15 protein-coding genes and 1 pseudogene are annotated in these 16,165 nt (G+C 65.9%); 5 read left to right on the top strand and 11 right to left on the bottom strand.

Going from position 1 to position 16,165, the window contains the following annotated elements; all coding sequences use genetic code 11:
• The first annotated feature begins 32 nt into the window (after positions 1-32).
• Positions 33-1,946 (top strand): ABC transporter ATP-binding protein/permease, encoded by a 1,914-nt coding sequence (locus BVC93_RS26145; RefSeq protein ID WP_083741358.1) that lies wholly within the window; start codon positions 33-35, stop codon positions 1,944-1,946.
• Positions 1,947-2,067: 121 nt separating this feature from the next.
• Here BVC93_RS26145 and BVC93_RS26140 read toward each other — a convergent pair whose 3' ends face one another.
• Genes BVC93_RS26140 through BVC93_RS26120 form a run of 5 tightly spaced genes read right to left on the bottom strand, consistent with a single transcriptional unit; the run spans position 2,068 to position 5,802 of the window.
• Positions 2,068-3,570: an FAD-binding protein gene (locus BVC93_RS26140; RefSeq protein ID WP_083739965.1), complete on the bottom strand. Its 1,503-nt coding sequence runs from the start codon at positions 3,568-3,570 to the stop codon at positions 2,068-2,070.
• The gene (locus BVC93_RS26135; RefSeq protein ID WP_083739964.1) at positions 3,567-4,070 is read right to left on the bottom strand and encodes a VOC family protein; all 504 of its coding nucleotides are present in this window, start codon (positions 4,068-4,070) and stop codon (positions 3,567-3,569) included. The genes BVC93_RS26140 and BVC93_RS26135 overlap by 4 nt, the downstream gene beginning before the upstream one ends.
• A gap of 47 nt (positions 4,071-4,117) precedes the next feature.
• Complete coding sequence (locus BVC93_RS26130; protein WP_083739963.1) at positions 4,118-4,762, bottom strand: SRPBCC family protein; 645 nt, start codon at positions 4,760-4,762, stop codon at positions 4,118-4,120.
• The gene (locus BVC93_RS26125) at positions 4,759-5,094 is read right to left on the bottom strand and encodes an ArsR/SmtB family transcription factor (RefSeq protein WP_083741357.1); all 336 of its coding nucleotides are present in this window, start codon (positions 5,092-5,094) and stop codon (positions 4,759-4,761) included. Before BVC93_RS26125 ends, BVC93_RS26130 begins: the two co-directional genes overlap by 4 nt.
• A gap of 42 nt (positions 5,095-5,136) precedes the next feature.
• Complete coding sequence (locus tag BVC93_RS26120; RefSeq protein WP_083739962.1) at positions 5,137-5,802, bottom strand: TetR/AcrR family transcriptional regulator; 666 nt, start codon at positions 5,800-5,802, stop codon at positions 5,137-5,139.
• Positions 5,803-5,903: 101 nt separating this feature from the next.
• Here BVC93_RS26120 and BVC93_RS26115 point away from each other — a divergent pair, with 101 nt between their 5' ends.
• Positions 5,904-6,344: a nitroreductase/quinone reductase family protein gene (locus BVC93_RS26115; RefSeq protein WP_083741355.1), complete on the top strand. Its 441-nt coding sequence runs from the start codon at positions 5,904-5,906 to the stop codon at positions 6,342-6,344.
• Here BVC93_RS26115 and BVC93_RS26110 read toward each other — a convergent pair.
• The 4 genes from BVC93_RS26110 to BVC93_RS26095 form a co-directional block, all read right to left on the bottom strand.
• Positions 6,341-7,045 (bottom strand): Rv1815 family serine proteinase, encoded by a 705-nt coding sequence (locus BVC93_RS26110; protein ID WP_192860109.1) that lies wholly within the window; start codon positions 7,043-7,045, stop codon positions 6,341-6,343. The two genes, BVC93_RS26115 and BVC93_RS26110, sit on opposite strands and share 4 nt — an antisense overlap.
• A gap of 197 nt (positions 7,046-7,242) precedes the next feature.
• Complete coding sequence (locus BVC93_RS26105; protein ID WP_083739961.1) at positions 7,243-8,649, bottom strand: NAD(P)/FAD-dependent oxidoreductase; 1,407 nt, start codon at positions 8,647-8,649, stop codon at positions 7,243-7,245.
• Between the two features lie 9 nt (positions 8,650-8,658).
• A complete protein-coding gene (locus BVC93_RS26100) occupies positions 8,659-9,582 on the bottom strand; it encodes a sterol desaturase family protein (protein ID WP_083739960.1) in 924 nt (307 codons plus the stop codon).
• A 19-nt stretch (positions 9,583-9,601) separates the two neighbouring features.
• The gene (locus BVC93_RS26095) at positions 9,602-11,125 is read right to left on the bottom strand and encodes a carboxylesterase/lipase family protein (protein ID WP_083739959.1); all 1,524 of its coding nucleotides are present in this window, start codon (positions 11,123-11,125) and stop codon (positions 9,602-9,604) included.
• Between the two features lie 98 nt (positions 11,126-11,223).
• Between BVC93_RS26095 and BVC93_RS26090 the strand changes: the two genes are divergently transcribed.
• Positions 11,224-11,556 (top strand): DMT family transporter, encoded by a 333-nt coding sequence (locus tag BVC93_RS26090; RefSeq protein WP_083739958.1) that lies wholly within the window; start codon positions 11,224-11,226, stop codon positions 11,554-11,556.
• On the top strand, positions 11,556-11,879 hold the full coding sequence (locus BVC93_RS26085; RefSeq protein ID WP_083739957.1) for a DMT family transporter: 324 nt from the start codon (positions 11,556-11,558) through the stop codon (positions 11,877-11,879). Before BVC93_RS26090 ends, BVC93_RS26085 begins: the two co-directional genes overlap by 1 nt.
• Here BVC93_RS26085 and BVC93_RS26080 read toward each other — a convergent pair.
• Positions 11,860-12,980: pseudogene (locus BVC93_RS26080) on the bottom strand (MFS transporter). The gene BVC93_RS26085 and the pseudogene BVC93_RS26080 sit on opposite strands and share 20 nt — an antisense overlap.
• A 271-nt stretch (positions 12,981-13,251) precedes the next feature.
• Between BVC93_RS26080 and malQ the strand changes: the two are divergent.
• Positions 13,252-15,402: a 4-alpha-glucanotransferase gene (malQ, locus tag BVC93_RS26075; protein WP_083739956.1), complete on the top strand. Its 2,151-nt coding sequence runs from the start codon at positions 13,252-13,254 to the stop codon at positions 15,400-15,402.
• A 252-nt stretch (positions 15,403-15,654) separates the two neighbouring features.
• Here the strand turns inward: malQ and BVC93_RS26070 are convergent, their stop codons facing one another.
• A complete protein-coding gene (locus BVC93_RS26070) occupies positions 15,655-16,158 on the bottom strand; it encodes a GNAT family N-acetyltransferase (RefSeq protein WP_236950125.1) in 504 nt (167 codons plus the stop codon).
• Positions 16,159-16,165 lie beyond the last annotated feature (7 nt).

The raw sequence follows: 16,165 nt of genomic DNA, 5'->3' as shown, positions 1-16,165 counted from the left end.
CCAGGCGGACGCGGTACCTTGCCCGGGTGGAAATGGATACGTTCACACCGACGCTGGACTGGGGCAACGAGCTCTGGACCTCGCTGTGGTGGATCGCCCAGGCCTGGGTGATCAGCGCGGTGGCGACGATGCTGGTCCTGGTCGGAATCGTCCGGTTCACGGTCTGGGGCCGGCAGTTCTGGCGGGTGACCCGCGGATACTTCGTCGGCCGCGACAGCGTCATCGTCTGGGTGTGGCTGGCAGGCCTGCTGCTCTCGGTGATCACCGGCGTTCGCCTGGCGGTGCTGTTCAGCTACCAGGGCAACGACATGTCCACCAGCTTCCAGGTGATCGCGTCGGGACTGGGCAGCGGCGACGAGGCCGTGCGGCAATCCGGCGGCAGCGGTTTCTGGCTGTCGATGATCGTGTTCGCGGCCCTGGCGGTGGTGAACATCGCCTTGATGATGCTCGACCTCTATTTCGCGCAGCGATTCATGCTGCGGTGGCGGGCCTGGCTCACCGAACAGCTGACCACCAACTGGCTGGACGGAAAGGCCTACTACCGAGCCCGTTTCATCGACGACACCATCGACAACCCGGACCAGCGCATCCAGACCGACATCGACATCTTCACCGCGGGGGTGAACTCGCAACCCAACCGGCCGGGATACGGCTCGGAAAGCACTCTGCTGTTCGGCGCGGTGTCCTCGATCGCGTCGATGATCTCCTTCACCGCGATCCTGTGGAACCTCTCCGGTCCGGTGACCCTGCCGTTCGTGGGGGTCGAACTGCCGAAGGCGATGTTCGTGATCGGCGTCATCTACATCGTGTTCGCGACCATCGTCGCCTTCCGGATCGGCCGGCCGATCATCGGGCTGTCGTTCAACAACGAGAAGTACAATGCCGCCTTCCGGTATGCGCTGGTTCGACTGCGGGACGCCTCGGAGTCGGTCGCCTTCTACCGCGGCGAACTGGCCGAACGCTCCGGCCTGCGGCGCCGGTTCGCCCCGGTGGTGCACAACTACAAGAAGTACGTCAACCGGATGACGGGGTTCTTCGGCTGGAACGTGTCCATCACGCAGGCCCAGGAACTCATCCCCTATGTCGTGCAGTTCCAGCGGTTCTACAACGGGGAGATCACCCTCGGCGCTCTCAGCCAGACCGCCGGAGCGTTCCGGTCGATCCTGAGTGGACTGTCGTTCTTCCGTAACGCCTACGACGACTTCGCCGGGTACCGCGCGGCTATCATCCGTCTACACGGCCTGGTGGTGGCCAACGACGAAGGTCGGGCGCTGCCCACGCTCGCCGTGGCAGCCAGCACCGGCGGGGCGGTCGAGTTCAACAATGTCGAGGTCCGCAAACCGGACGGCACCCAGTTGATCCATCCGATCGATCTGCAGCTGACCCCGGGTGACACCCTGGCCATCACCGGCGTGTCCGGCACCGGCAAGACCACCCTGCTGCGCAGCCTTGCGCAGCTGTGGCCCTTCACCAGCGGCACGCTGCGTTGTCCGGACGGGCCCAACGAGACGATGTTCCTGTCGCAGATGCCCTACGTCCCGCTCGGCGATCTCCGTGAGGTGCTGTCCTATCCCCGGCATGAAGGAGAGATCGCCGACGCCGATCTGGTCGCCGTCCTCAATCGCGTGGCTTTGCCGCACCTGGTGGCGCGGCTCGACGAGGAGGCGGACTGGGCCAAGGTGCTCTCACCGGGTGAGCAGCAACGTGTCGCATTCGCCAGGATCCTGCTGACCAAGCCGAAGGCTGCGTTCCTCGACGAGGCCACCTCAGCGCTGGATGTGGGTCTGGAGACCATGCTCTATCAGCTGGTGCGCAGCGAGCTTCCGGAGACCATCTTGATCAGCGTCGCCCACCGCGGCACGGTGATCCGCCAGTGCGAGTTGGAGCTGGCGTTGTTGGGCGGCGGCGAATGGCGGCTGGGGCCGCGGGGGGCAGACCAGGATTGACGTGCTGCGCGGATTCCCGTGCCCGTCGACCGTGGCCGCCCAAACCGACAGGGAGTCACCTGAGGGCGGAAACCGGCCCGCTTTTTCGCCACCAAGTGACTCGCTGTCACCGTTGCGACTGTCAGCGGGCTGCTGTGCCGGCTCCCGCGCGCCGCGCCGCGTGAGCACCGGCGCGCCGGCCGAAGAACGACCCCTCGCCCAGCTGCGTTCCACTGGCGTAGCCCTTGCCGTCCTGAGCGATGTTCGACGCGCACGCCCCCGCGGCGTACAGCCCTGGCACCGGGGTGCCGTCGTCACGGAGCACCTCACCATCGATGGACACCTTGAGCCCGCCCATGGTGAAGCCCGAGTACATCGCGACTCCCAGTGACAGGTCGAACGCCGCCCACGGTCCGGTGTCCTGAGCGGCGAGGTAGTCCGGCTGCTTGTGGAAGTCGGGGTCTTCACCGCGGGCGGCGTCGGCGTTGTACTTCTCCAGCGTCGCGGCCAGGTTGCCCGCCGGAATGCCCAGTGCCGCTTCCATGTCCGCGATGGTTTCCCAGCCGTCGATGAACTTGATCAGCGGCATCTCGGGCATCTGCATGTGCGCTTCGTCGACGATCAGGTACGCGGTCTGGTCACGCTGTTCGAGCACGAACGCCGATGTCCTCGAATGATAGGAATCCTCTGCAACGAACCGCTTGCCGTCGGCGTTGACGATGACGCCGGTGAGCAGGATCTCGGGCGGGTAGGCGGCGGCGGTGATGAACAGCTGATCCAGGTTCAGCGCCACACCTCCGGCCGAGACACCGAGCCCGATGCCCAGGCCGTCGTCGTTGGGGTTGCCCAGGATGTAGGGGGCGACCAGGCCATGGTGTTTGGTCTTGCGCTGCTGCCCCAGAGCCGGGGTGTACTCGGCCACCATGTCGGCGTTCATCGCGAAGCCGCCGGCGGCGATCACCACTGATTTCGCTGTGATCTCACCGGTTTCGGCGAAGTGCTTCCACCGCGCACCGACCACAGTGCCGTCATCACCGGTGATCAGCGCGGTGGCGCCGGTTTCGTAGCGGATCTGCACGCCCAGTTCGGCGGCGCGCTTGAGCAGCAACTCGATCACCATGGACGCTCCACCCAGTTCACCGGGCACCGGCACCGAATGCCCGCGCGGAGCGGGCACCGCCTGCTCGCAGAACGGCCACACCTTTTCGTTGCCGGTGTAGGACAGGCCTTCGGTGCCCGGGGGCACCACCACCTTGCCCGGGTAGTAGGTGCGCTCGAACTGGAAACCCAGCCCCTCGAGCCAGTCGAAGTGTTCGACGCTGCCGTCGCAGTAGGCGCGGATCTTGTCCAACTCCGGTTCGCGGGACTGCGACACGAGGTACTTGTACATCTCGTCGGCCGAGTCGTTGTGCCCGGTGGCGGTCTGCACGGCGGTGCCGCCACCGAGGTAGAAGTGACCACCGGCCATCGACGTGGTTCCGCCTGCCGCGGCGGCCTTTTCGAGCACCAGAACGCGGGCGCCACGCTCGGCGGCGCTGACCGCCGCGCAGCCGCCCGCGATGCCGAACCCGATCACCAGGACGTCGGTGTCCTCGGACCACGTGACGTCGGCCGCACTGACGGTGGGCGGGTTGACCATGGTCATGACTGCTCCTGCCTGATGTGGTCGAAGAAGGCTTTGATCTCGCCGGGAATCTGGGCGATCTCCAGGAAAGGCACACCCGCGGCGGCATCGGAGACGTAGGCGAACCGCATTCCGCCCGGCATGGCACCCTGGGCCACCACCTCGGCTCCGTGGGCGGTGGCGTTGGCCAACGCTGCATCGAACGCTGCTGCGTCGGTGGCCTCGACACAGATGTGGTGCAGTCCAGGGCCGTGCTGTCGCAGGTAGTCGCTGTAGATGTTGGCGCCACCGCGCACCGGCTCGATGAGTTCCAGTTGCATGTCGTGCAGGTAGCTCAACGAGATGCTCGCGTAGAAGTCTGCGGGCTTGCCGCGGTAGGTGTTGGCCTCCGGCCCGAAGTGCACCTCGGCGAGCCGGACCCATTTCCGTACTCCGAGCAGGTTGCTCAACGCTGCCTCGGTGGCGTCGAGGTCAGACGTCACCCAGGCGATCTGGACGGGAGTCTGGACAGGTGCGCTCATCGATCGCAGGATAGCCCAGCGAAGGTCATAATTGAAACACGTTCTAGTTACGTCGGGGGCGGGTCTCCGCGGTAGAACGCGATGGTGTTGTCCGCGGCCCGACGGGCCACCTGGGCCACCTCGCCGGCGCCCACCTGGGCGGCGTACCAGCCCTCACCCGCGTCTCGGATGTAGTCGCGCCCGGCTCCGGTGGTGGCCCATTGCTCTTCCTTGAATTCGGCGGGCACCGCCTGGCCGGTCTCCAGGTGGATGGCCAGGCCGAGCAGTGCTAGATCCCAGCCCACGCCGACCGCCCCTGGTCCGTACTGCGGCCACATCTCGTCACCGACCAGAGCGATGTGGTCGAGCTGCATACGGGCGCCATCATCGCCGTCCTCGGTGATCTGCAGCTCGATCCAGCTGACTCTGCCGCCGAATTCCCATGTGGCGGTGAAGTTTCGCGGCGGGTCACAGGTCAGCACCGTGCCCGAGGCATTGCCCTCCACCTGGTACTTCCCACCCAGTGTCAGGTCTCCGGTCACCGGCGCGAACCAGCGGGGTAGACGTTCCGGACTGGTGCAGGCATCCCAGAGATCGTCGACGTCCGTGGCGTAGCTGCGCGACAAGGTGACGACGCGGGCCTCACCGGCCTCGAGAGTCCGAGTGCCGACCGTGCGCTGTACGGCATTGACGTGGTGGCTGACATCCATCATGGAGCCTTTCTACGGTTGCGTTTACCTCGCGCGATCTCTGTCTCCAGCGCGTCCAGTCGCGGCGCCCAGAACCGGCGGAAGGTGTCCAGCCAGTCGTCGACGTCACGCAGTCGGTCCGGCTGCACCGTGTACATGCGTCGCTGCCCGTCGGGTCGCATGGAGGTGAAGCCGTTGTCCCGCAATACTTTCAAATGCTGTGAGACCGCCGGCTGGGTGATCGAGAACTCGTCGGCGATCACCGCGGCGAGGGCACCAGCGGACTGCTCCCCCTCGGCGAGCAGTTCGAGGATCCGGCGGCGCACCGGATCGCCCAGGACATCGAACGCGTGCACCATCCGAAACTAAAGCCGTAACTTATATAAGTCAAGGTTTATCTATCCAGCCACCAGTTCGACCAGCAGTCGCACCTGCACGTCGAACAGCGCCTCCGGGTCGGTGATGGTGTCCGCACCGTACTGGCCGAACACCTCGAGGCTGATGGCGCCGATCAGCCCGGCCCACAGCGTCACGCACCGGGCCACTACAGCGTCGTCGCCGCCGAAGCCGAACTCGGCACGAACCCTGCCGAAGTCATCGGAAAGCGGTTGTGACACAACCTGTCCGCCACCGACCACGGCGCCGTCGGCCACTGCGGCGAACAGCGCACCGACCACCCGGGTGCCCGGCCCCACCGTGCGCTCCGCAGGCGCCTGATAGCCCGGAACCGGGCTGCCGTACAGCAGCGCCCAACTGGCCGGCGCCGCGACCGCCCAGCTGCGCGCGGCATGCGCCATCGCCAGAACCTGTGCGCGCCAATCCGGCTGGCTGACGCGCGCCGCGTCGACGGCATCCGCCAGTTCGGTGTAGGCGTCGATCAGCAGCAGCGTCAGCAGTTCATCGCGGCTGGCGACATAGCGATACACCGCCGAGGAGACCATGCCGAGCTCACGAGCGATGGCCCGCAACGACAATCCGGCCGCGCCTTCGGTCACCAGATGTCGACGGCCCAGTTCGATGATCTGCGCTTCGATGCGATCGCGGGACTCCTGACGCTTACCCATACACCCAGTGTCACACAAAACGAGAGCAATGCTCTTGATTTTCCGGCAGCCTCGTGTCACTCTAAAACGAGAGCACCGCTCTCTAAACTAGGAGATATATGATGACCATCCGTTATGACGAACCGAATGCCGTTGCCCGCACCGCCAACACAGTGATCCGCTGGCTCGCCGAAGTCGGGATCAGCCTGGCCGGAACCCAAGTGCTGCGGGTCCGCGGCCGCAAGACCGGAACCGTTAGGTCGGTGGTGATCAACCTGATGACCGTCGACGGTGTGGACTATCTGGTGTCGCCGCGCGGCAACACCCAGTGGGCGCGCAATGCCCGTGCCGCCGGCCAGGTGAGCCTGGGCCCGCGCTGGCGATCCCGGATGGTGGAACTGAGTGAAGTGGCCGATGCCGACAAGCCGCCATTGCTGCAGCACTATCTGGATCACTGGTTCTGGGAGGTCAAGACCCACATCGGTGGGCTGACACCGGATTCGACGCAGGAGGAGATGCGCAGTGTCGCGCCGTCGATCCCGGTGTTCGCGATTCGAGGCTAGGGCGTGGGTGTCTGCACCGAGGCAGCGGTCACCACACCGCCGATACCTGCACGGACGATATCGCCGGTGGCCTGCCAGGACACCGCCGCGGGCAGCACACCCCAGGTGCTGTTGAACAGACCGATGACGACGGCGCGGTCACCCTCGTACACGTAAACCGGCCCCCCGGAATCACCCCGCTGACTCACCACACCGTTGGTCATGGTGAACCAGCCGTTGTTGACCCGTTCGACGGTGCCGCAACTCTCACCGGTGACGATGCCGAAGTGGCACACCGGCTCCCCCAGCGCAGCGGTGCGGCCCGGCACCGAATCCAGCGGCTTGCCACTGGGCAGCACATTGTTGACCACGACATTGTCGGCCAGCACGATCGCCTGGTAGTCGGTGATCACCTGGTCGGTGGTCACGATGGCGCCGTTGGGTGTGTTGTCCTCGAACATCGCGACGTTGCCGATCACCTGCCCCGAACGGTCGGTCACCGGTGCGTTGGCGTAGCAGTGCCCCGCCGAGAAGGCGATGCGCATCGCGGGATCGACGTAACCGAGGGTGCAGCGGTTGACGCCCTGGAGGATCTCCATCCCCGGATACACCAACGGACCGGGCTGTGCGGCGGCCAACGGCGCCGCGCTCACCGATACCAAAGCCGCGACCATGACCATCAGCACCCAGCTGGTGAGCCTCAGGGGAAAACTGCGACGCATCGAGTGCTCCGATCGGGTTCGGTTTCAACTTTCACTCGGGTATCGGCAGCACCATCACAAACCGTTACCGAATCTCTACAAACTTCTGTACCCAGACGGCGTGTCGAACACTCCAAATGGTTATCGATGCAGTACAAGCACCAAAAAGCCCCGGCTCCACGAGGAGCCGGGGCATCGGAGCTTCAGTTACGGCGTGGTCACGAGTCGAATCCCAGACCCAACGCGTCGAGGGTTTTCAGCAACACGTTGCGCCGGCCGGCATTGTGGTCGGCACGGTCCAGGGACCACCGAGTGGCCTGGATGCCGATACTGGCCAGCGGCTCGGGCGGGAACGGCAGTGGCTTCTTACGCACCATCTCCAACTGGGTGCGCCGGGTACGGGCACCATCCAACAGATCCAGGCAGACATCCGCAGCGAACCGGGTGGCGCCGACACCGAGCCCGGTGAACCCGTTGACGTATGCCACCCGTCCGCCGTGGGCGGTACCCCAGTGCGCACAGAACCGGGTGTTGGTGTCGATGGCGCCGGCCCAGCGGTGACTGAACCGCACATCCTCCAACGCCGGAAAGGTCAAGAAGAAGTGCGCCGCCAACCGGCGGTAGGTCGCGTCCCGATCTTCGTAGGCCGGGTCGACGCGACGGCCGAAATGATAGATGGCGTCATACCCGCCGAACACGATCCGGTTGTCCGAGGACAGCCGGTAGTAGTGGAACTGGTTGGCCGAGTCGCCGATGCCCTGCCGGTTGCGCCACCCGATGCGATCCAGCTGATCACCGGACAGCGGTTCGGTGGACAGCACATAGTCATACACCGGCACGGTGTAGATCCGATTGCGCTTCACCAGGCTGGGAAAGACGTTGGTGGCCAACACCACCCGATCGGCAGTGATCACGCCGGCCGGGGTGGTGACCGAACATCCCGCGGGGTCCGAGGTCAGCGCCCGCGCCGGGGTGTGCTCGAAGATCGACACCCCGGCCTCGGCGCAGGCGCGGGCCAGCTCCAGTGCCAGCTTGGCCGGGTGCACAATCGCACAGGTGTGCTCCTCGAACAACGCGGCCAGGTAGGTGGGTGAATTGACCTGCGCACGGACGGCGTCGCGGTCGAGAAACACGCCGTGGGACTCCGCGGCGGACTCACGTAGCCAGGTCACCTGGTGCGGTTCGGTGGCCACCGCCAACATCCCGGTGCGCTCCCAGTCGACGTCGAGGCCCAGGTCGTTGATGTCGGCCTGCATACCGTCGAGGTTCTCCAGACCGAGTTCATCGAGCTCGGCAAGCTCGTCGGGCCAGCGGTTCTTTCCGTTCTCCGCGCCGTGAGTCAGGCTCGCCTCGACAAAACCACCATTGCGCCCCGAGGCTGCCCAGCCCACTCGCTCGGCATCGATCACCGCGATGCGCGCACCGGGGTTCTGCTGCGCGGCGTGCAACGCCGTCCACAGTCCGGTATAGCCGGCGCCCACCACAAGCAGGTCACAGCGCAGTGGCGCATCCAACCGCGGGTACTCCGGCCGGGGCAGGTCCAGCCACATCGACCGGAATTGCGCACCCGTCAGTGAACGATCGATCAGCGCAGGGTCGACGTGACGGTCGAAGACGGTTTCCACAAGCGAAGATTACGCGGGCGCCACTGGGACCGTGGCCTGGCGGGGCTCCCAGCCGGGCGGGCCGAAGATGTAGCCCAGGCGATCCCGGAGCCGGGCCGCGCGCTTGACGTCGCGGCCGATGGCCACGTACTCGCGGGTCTGCAGCGTCCAGATGTTGAACGTGTTCACTGGTTTGGTCAGGCCGTAGTGGGGCCGGAACAGCTCCTGCTGATACGACCGGAACAGCCGATCCCACACTATGAGGATGCCGCCGTAGTTCTTGTCCAGGTACTCCGGGTCCATCCCATGGTGCACGCGGTGATGCGAGGGCGTGTTGAACACGAATTCAATTGGCGCCCAGAGCTTGTCGATGCGCTCGGTGTGCACCCAGAACTGGTAGATCAGGTTCACCGAGAAACTGGCGAACACCATCCAGGGCGGGACCCCCAACAGCGGCAACGGAATCCACATCAGGATCTCACCGCTGTTGTTCCACTTCTGCCGCAGCGCGGTGGCGAAGTTGAAGTACTCGCTGGAATGATGCGCCTGATGGGTGGCCCAGATGATGCGAACCCGGTGGGCGATGCGGTGATACAGGTAGAACAGCAGATCAACGCCCACCAGTGCGATCACCCAGGTGTACCAGGCCGTCGCGGGCAAGTGCCACGGTGCCGCATAGGTGTACAGCGCGGCATATCCCAGCAGCGCCAGGAACTTCCAGCCCGCGGTGGTGGCCACCGACACCAGACCCATCGAGATGCTGGCCCAGGCGTCGCGGCGTTGGTAGGCGCCGGACGCCGGCCGGTCTTGCTCGAGATGCTCCAGTTTGCGCGCGGCCGTCCATTCGAGGATCAGCAGCAACAGGAAGAAAGGCACCGCGAACAGCACCGGATCACGCATCGGCGGCGGCAGCACAGCCAACACTTCACCCACGCCAGCGGCGATGCTGTCCATCAGGGGAGCTTAACTCTGGTCAGCGGAAGCTGAGGATCTCATCACCCCAGGCCGCCCGGATCCCGCCGTCGAGGTCGTCTACCACCGCGTCGTCGCGGTCGATCACCAGCGTGCTGCGCCTGTCGGCGTCATAGCCCAACCAGTCGGTGCCCGGCGGGCGGCCGTGGGCGAAGTCCGTCCACCTCTGCCGCATCCGCTCCGAGACCGCCGTGCCCGGCTTCAGCCCACCGAGTTTGAAGGTGATGTCCGCAGCTCCCATCACGAGATTGCCCCAGACATACGGCAACTCGGTGGCGTGCGCTGCTCCGAGTCGCAGCATCCGCAACATCGGGGTGGTCCAGTCGAAGCGGTACAGGTACACCGGAGCCACCGCGGCATGGCCCTCGGCGAACCACACAGTGGGCATCCGGAAGCCGACGTCGCGAGCGACGTGCAGGCCCCTGGCGCGGGTGCGGATGCCGGAGTAGGCCGAGCCGATCTCGGCTTCCGAGGGCAACTGCACGCCCGGCTGCTCTGCAGCGATCTCGTCGAACATGGCCCTGATGGTGTTCGGCGCTATGGGCATCAGCGGCGAGCGCATCCAGCGGAACAGCGCCGCCTCATCCTTGTTGGTGCCGATGAGCAGCGGAACGGGGAGGGTGCGGCCCTCCCTGGCGAGTTTCACCGGGTAGTCCGGCACCAGGTCCCCGTCCATGGTCGGCGCGAACGCCAGGGTGCCCGGCGTGGTGCTGGGCACGTGATCAAACACGTACATCGACGCGTCCACCAGTACTTCGAACGGCACTGATCGGGCCTCATCTGCTGATACACCCACATGGTCGAGCACCAGTTGCGCCACCGTGTGTGCGCGGGCGCTGTCGTACACCGAGGTGGCCGGCGAACTCTGCGCGATAGCGCGGGTGAACAGCCCGGCGGCGGCGGGTGCCGCCAGCAGAGTGGTCACGATGGCCGCGCCCGCCGATTCGCCGAACACCGTCACATTGGCCGGGTCTCCCCCGAACCCGCAGATGTTGTCACGCACCCATTCCAGGGCACGTATCACATCGCGCAGGCCGAGGTTGGTGTCGAAATCCGGACCGAAACCTGACAGGTCCAGAAATCCGAACGCGCCCATCCGGTAGTTCAGCGTCACCACCACGACATCTCCGCCGGAAGCCAGCACCCTACCGTCGTAGAGCGGTTGGCTGCCGGATCCGAAGATGTAGGCCCCGCCGTGCACCCACACCATCACCGGAGTGCTTCCCGGCTCGGCGTTCGAGGGTGCCCAGATGTTGAGGAACAGGCAGTCCTCGGCGGTGTTGGCGCCTGCGCCCAGCGGGATCGGACTCTTCGGCTGCGGGCTGATGGAGCCGAAGCCGACGGCGTCGGCCACCTCGGTCCATGGTTCTGGACGCTGTGGCGCACGCCAGCGCAGGTCACCCTCGGGAGCGGCGGCGTACCGCAGCCCTTTCCAGGTCTTGACCTGGCCGTCGTCGATGCCGCGGACGGGGCCGGAATCGGTGTCGATCACGGGTCGGGTGATCGTGCGAGAGACGACTGTCACAGCTACCTCCTTGTAAGCCTCGCCATGTTTAACGTACTGGCCAGTAACTTGGATCCCGATCGGGGTGGAGATCACAGTCGCGGCTAGCCTTGTCGCCCGTGCGGAAATGGGTCCTGCTCACCGGGGCGATCTCGACCGAAGTGGTGGCCACGCTGTCGTTGCGGGCGTTTCAGGACAACCCTGTCTGGCTGGCCGTTGTCATCCCCGGGTACGTCGCGTCGTTCGTCTTCCTGACGTTCGTGCTGCGCGCCGGGATGCCGATCGGCGTCGCGTACGGCATCTGGGCGGCCACCGGCACCGCGCTGACGGCCGGGTTGGCCGCGGTGATCTTCGACGACCCGTTCACCTGGCCGGTGATCGCCGGTATCGGGCTGATCATCATCGGGGTGCTGCTGGTCGAATTCGGGTCGCACGCCGCGGTGAAACAGTGATGTGGCTGGCGCTGGCCGGCGCCATCCTGACCGAAGTCGCGGCGACGCTCGGGCTGCGCGCCTCCAATGGGTTCCGTAAGAAGATCTGGCTGGTCCCGGTGATGCTCGGCTACGTCGTGTCGTTCACGATGATGTCGTGGTCGCTGTCACTGGGCATGCCCGTGGGCATCGCCTATGGCGTGTGGTCGGCGTGCGGGGTGGCGCTGGTGGCGCTCATCGCCCGCTACCTGTTCGCCGAACCGCTGACCCGGATGATGGCTCTGGGCATCGTCTTCATCGTGGCCGGAGTGCTCACCATCGAGATCATCGGCGCGGCCCATTAGCTTTCGGAGCCAAGACCCCGGCGGCCAGCAGAATCACCACGCCCGCAACAGGCACGATCAGTAGGCCCATCCGCAGGCTGACGGCGTCGGCCACGGCGCCCACCAGTGGGGGTGCCCCCAGGAAGCCCACCCGCATCAGCCAGGTGACCACTGTCAGCCCGGTGTTGGGTGGCAGGCCTTTCACCTGATCTGCGGCGTGGAACGCGGCAGGCACCACCGTCGCCACCCCAAGACCCGCGGCGGCGAAACCGGCGATGGTGCCCGGCACCGTGGGAAAGGCCAGCGCAGCACCCATGCCGACAGCCGTCAGCAAAGCACCCCAACGGGCCACCCGACGTTCGCCGTAACGGTCCACCACCCGATCTCCGAGCACCCGACCGAGGAACTGCCCGCCCACCAGCGCGATGAAGCCGAAGCCGGCGATGGCCGCGGGCGCACCCAGGCTTTCGCGCAGATACAGCGTCGCCCACGACTGACCGGCGTCCTCCACCACCGCCCCGGCGATGGACAGCACCGCCAGCACCAGCAACACCAGGTATGCCAGCATCCGGCGCTGCCCACCGGTATCGACGGGCGCTGCCGCGACGGGCGCGGGCTCGTCGTGGTCAGGCCCACGCAACAGGAATCGGTAACTGATCAAGCTGATCACACCGAACACCGTCCCGAGATCGCCAGCTGCACCACGATGTCGAGCCCCAGCGCAATGGCGGCCGAGCCCATAACACCGCCCAGCACCGCACCCACCGACCAGACGGCGTGCATCGAGTTGATGATGGACCGGCCGTAACTGCGCTGTACCCGCAGCGCATGGGCGTTCTGGGCGACATCGGTCTGGGCGTCGGCAAGCCCGGCCAGGAACATCGCCAGGGCAAATGCCCATGCCGTGGGCGCCAGTCCGGCCAGGAAGGTGAAGGTCGCGATCATGACACTGCTCACGACTGCCACCCGCGCGGACGTGAAACGCCGGATCAGTGCCGCAGCCGCCAGCCCGGACAGCATCGCACCGGCCGGAAAGGCCGCCACCGCGAGACCGAAACCCATGTTCGACGTCTGCAGCGCCGCTTTGATCTCCGGGTAGCGCGGTAGCAGGTTGGTGAACATCGCGCCGTTGGTGAGGAAGAGCAGAGCCACCGCGATGCGAGCGTTTCGGTCAACAGATGCGGCAGCCACGTGGAACCATTGTGCTGCAACGGCATGCGCGGCTGAGCAAGGCATACCCGTGAGCACCGAAGTTGTCGGCACCGGCCGCCGGCCCGGCACATCCCCGTCGTCTTCGTCTCAGGGAGCTGCGCTCGTCTGGTGGTGCAGCGCGATACCTGGGACGATCTGCTGTCGCGGGACGTAACTGAATGAACCGAGCCGATTGGGGAACATGACCGCTGTGGATGCCGGACTCGTCGAACTCGCGAACCGTTTCGGTGTCGCCACCGCCTACGCCGACTGGACCGGCCGGATGGTCGACGTCCCCGAATCCACCTTGGTGGCGGTGCTCGGCGCCCTGGGCGTCGACGTCAGCTCTCCAGAGCAACGCGCGGCGGCCGTCACCGAACAAGAACGCGCGTACTGGTCCAAGTCGCTGCCTGCGACCATCGTCGGGCGTGCCGGGTCGGACACCACCTTCTGGGCACACGTCACCCACGGCGCCGACGCCCACGTGTGGGTGCGTCTCGAGGACGGCACGGTGCGTACCGGCGTGCGGCAAGTGGACAACTTCACTCCCCCGTTCGACCTCGACGGCGGGTTGATCGGCGAGGCTACCTTTGTGTTGCCCGGTGATCTGCCGCTGGGCTATCACCGAGTGCACTTGCGTTCCGGCAGCACCGAGACGAGCACCGCCCTGATCATGACGCCCCGCTGGCTGGGCCTTCCAGCCCGGATGGGTAACCGACGGACCTGGGGTTTGGCCACCCAGTTGTACAGCGTGCGGTCCACCCGGTCGTGGGGCGTCGGTGATCTCACGGACCTCACCGATCTCGCGGTGTGGTCCGGCGCCCAGCATGGGGCCGGCTATGTGCTGGTGAATCCGTTGCATGCCGCCGAGCCCACCAAGCCGATGGAGCCTTCGCCGTACCTGCCCACGTCACGGCGTTTTGTGAATCCGCTGTATCTGCGGGTGGAGGCCATTCCGGAGTACGTCGATCTGAGCAAGCGCAGCAAGGTGCGCGAGCTGCGTGACGCCGTCCGCAAGCGGGCCCGTAAGCACGATGGTATCGACCGTGACGCTTCGTGGTCGGCGAAACGCAAGGCGCTCAAGCTGATTCACGGCGTGAAGCGAACCGCCGGGCGTGAGCTCGCGTATCAGGCGTTCCGGGACCGCGAGGGCGACGCGCTGGACGACTTCGCGACCTGGTGTGCGCTGGCCGACAAGTACGGCGCCGACTGGCACGAATGGCCGGCCGAGCTGCGTCACCCCGGCTCCCCCGAGGTCGCCGCTTTTGCTGAAAAACATTCCGAGGCAGTCGATTTCCACCGTTGGCTGCAGTGGCAGCTCGATGATCAGCTGGCCGGCGCCCAGTCCGCCGCGGTGCGGGCGGGGATGGCGTTGGGCATAATGGCCGATCTCGCGGTGGGCGTGCACCCCAACGGTGCCGACGCGTGGGCACTACAGGACATCCTGGCGCTCGGCGTGACGGCCGGTGCGCCGCCGGACGAGTACAACCAACTGGGCCAGGACTGGTCACAGCCGCCGTGGCGGCCCGACCAGCTGGCCGAATCGGAATACCAGCCGTTCCGGGCGCTCATCCAGGCGGTGCTGCGCCACGCCGGCGGCGTGCGCATCGACCACATCATCGGCCTGTTCCGGCTGTGGTGGATCCCCAAGGGCGCGTTACCCACCGAAGGCACATATGTGCGCTACGACCACGAGGCGATGATCGGGATCGTCGCGTTGGAGGCACATCGGGCCGACGCCGTCGTTGTCGGCGAAGATCTGGGAACCGTCGAGCCCTGGGTACGTGATTACCTTCGTGATCGCGGACTGCTCGGCACGTCGATCCTGTGGTTCGAGATGGACCACCAAGGCGCAGGCGGTCCGCTGCCCGCCGAGCAGTGGCGTGAGTACTGCCTGTCCTCGGTGACCACGCACGACCTGCCACCGACCGCGGGGTACCTCGCCGGGGACCATGTGCACCTTCGAGATTCGCTTGGGCTGCTGACACGGCCGGTCGAGGAGGAACTGGAGGCCGACAAGGCGGAGAACGCCGCGTGGATCGCCGAGCTACAACGGGTCGGCCTGCTGCCGAGCGGCCCCGGCACCGAACCGCCGAGCGTCGAAGAGACGATCCTTGCGCTGTACCGCTATCTGGGACGCACACCATCGCGGCTGTTGTCGGTCGCACTCACCGACGCCGTGGGTGATCGACGAACACAGAATCAGCCCGGCACCACCAACGAGTACCCGAATTGGCGTGTGCCGCTGAGCGATCCGAAGGGCAAGCCGCTGCTACTGGAGAAGGTGTTCACCGATCCGCGGGCGGCTGCGTTGAGCGAGGCCATGCACTTGATCATCACGCCGCGAACCTGAGTATCACTCCGCACGACATGACGCCCCATCGAACGCTGAAAACGACCGCCCGGGTGTTCTCGTATGGGGAATTGTTGGAGCTTCAGCAACGCCGGGAGACCGTGGCCCGGCCCCCGGAATCTGACTGCGGACAACCCCGCACCAACACCATGCACTTCCCAGAACGCACCCTCGGCCCCGACAACCCCAACCCAGATGCCGCGAAAGCCGGTCGTTGACAAGACAAGTCAGCGGCCGATCAGACCCCGTCGCTCAGAGGTCCAGTACCCAGTCCTGCCCGGTGAGCTGATGGCCATAACTGTGATGCGGTTCTTCGCGGACCAGCCGAAACCCGAAGCTTTGATAGATTTTTCGCGCTGAGGTCAACACGTCGTTGGTCCACAACTCCACCTGGCGATAGCCGGCAGTCCTGGCGAACTGCAGGCACTCTTGCACCAGCCGGGTGCCGATGCCCAGCCCGCGGCCACCCTGGCATACCAACAGGATTCGCAGTTTCGCAACGCCGGGACTGGACCCTTCAACCAGGAACACACACCCGGTCCGCTCACCGTCGACTTCGGCGATCCATGCCGCTTCCCGCCGTGTGTCGTGGCTTCGAGCGAAATCAGCCACGATGCCTGCCACCAGCACCTCGAAATCGGTGTTCCAGCCGAACTGTCGGTGATATTCCTGGCCATTGGCCATCACCACCCAGCCCAGGTCACCGGGCTGGTTTGCCCTGCGCAGCAACACCCGAGAACTCACCGCGTTCGCCACCGCACCT

This window comes from Mycobacterium sp. MS1601 (assembly GCF_001984215.1).
Lineage (GTDB): Bacteria > Actinomycetota > Actinomycetes > Mycobacteriales > Mycobacteriaceae > Mycobacterium.
Note: the sequence above shows the minus strand (reverse complement) of the source record. Positions and strands in the feature narration are given on the sequence as shown.

Excerpts from the sequence above, each read along its gene's own strand:
- BVC93_RS26145 (WP_083741358.1), top strand. The coding sequence starts at position 33 with ATGGATACGTTCACACCGACGCTGGACTGGGGCAACGAGCTCTGGACC.
- BVC93_RS26140 (WP_083739965.1), bottom strand. The coding sequence starts at position 3,570 with ATGACCATGGTCAACCCGCCCACCGTCAGTGCGGCCGACGTCACGTGG.
- BVC93_RS26135 (WP_083739964.1), bottom strand. The coding sequence starts at position 4,070 with ATGAGCGCACCTGTCCAGACTCCCGTCCAGATCGCCTGGGTGACGTCT.
- BVC93_RS26130 (WP_083739963.1), bottom strand. The coding sequence starts at position 4,762 with ATGATGGATGTCAGCCACCACGTCAATGCCGTACAGCGCACGGTCGGC.
- BVC93_RS26120 (WP_083739962.1), bottom strand. The coding sequence starts at position 5,802 with ATGGGTAAGCGTCAGGAGTCCCGCGATCGCATCGAAGCGCAGATCATC.
- BVC93_RS26115 (WP_083741355.1), top strand. The coding sequence starts at position 5,904 with ATGACCATCCGTTATGACGAACCGAATGCCGTTGCCCGCACCGCCAAC.
- BVC93_RS26110 (WP_192860109.1), bottom strand. The coding sequence starts at position 7,045 with ATGCGTCGCAGTTTTCCCCTGAGGCTCACCAGCTGGGTGCTGATGGTC.
- BVC93_RS26100 (WP_083739960.1), bottom strand. The coding sequence starts at position 9,582 with ATGGACAGCATCGCCGCTGGCGTGGGTGAAGTGTTGGCTGTGCTGCCG.
- BVC93_RS26085 (WP_083739957.1), top strand. The coding sequence starts at position 11,556 with ATGTGGCTGGCGCTGGCCGGCGCCATCCTGACCGAAGTCGCGGCGACG.
- malQ (WP_083739956.1), top strand. The coding sequence starts at position 13,252 with ATGACCGCTGTGGATGCCGGACTCGTCGAACTCGCGAACCGTTTCGGT.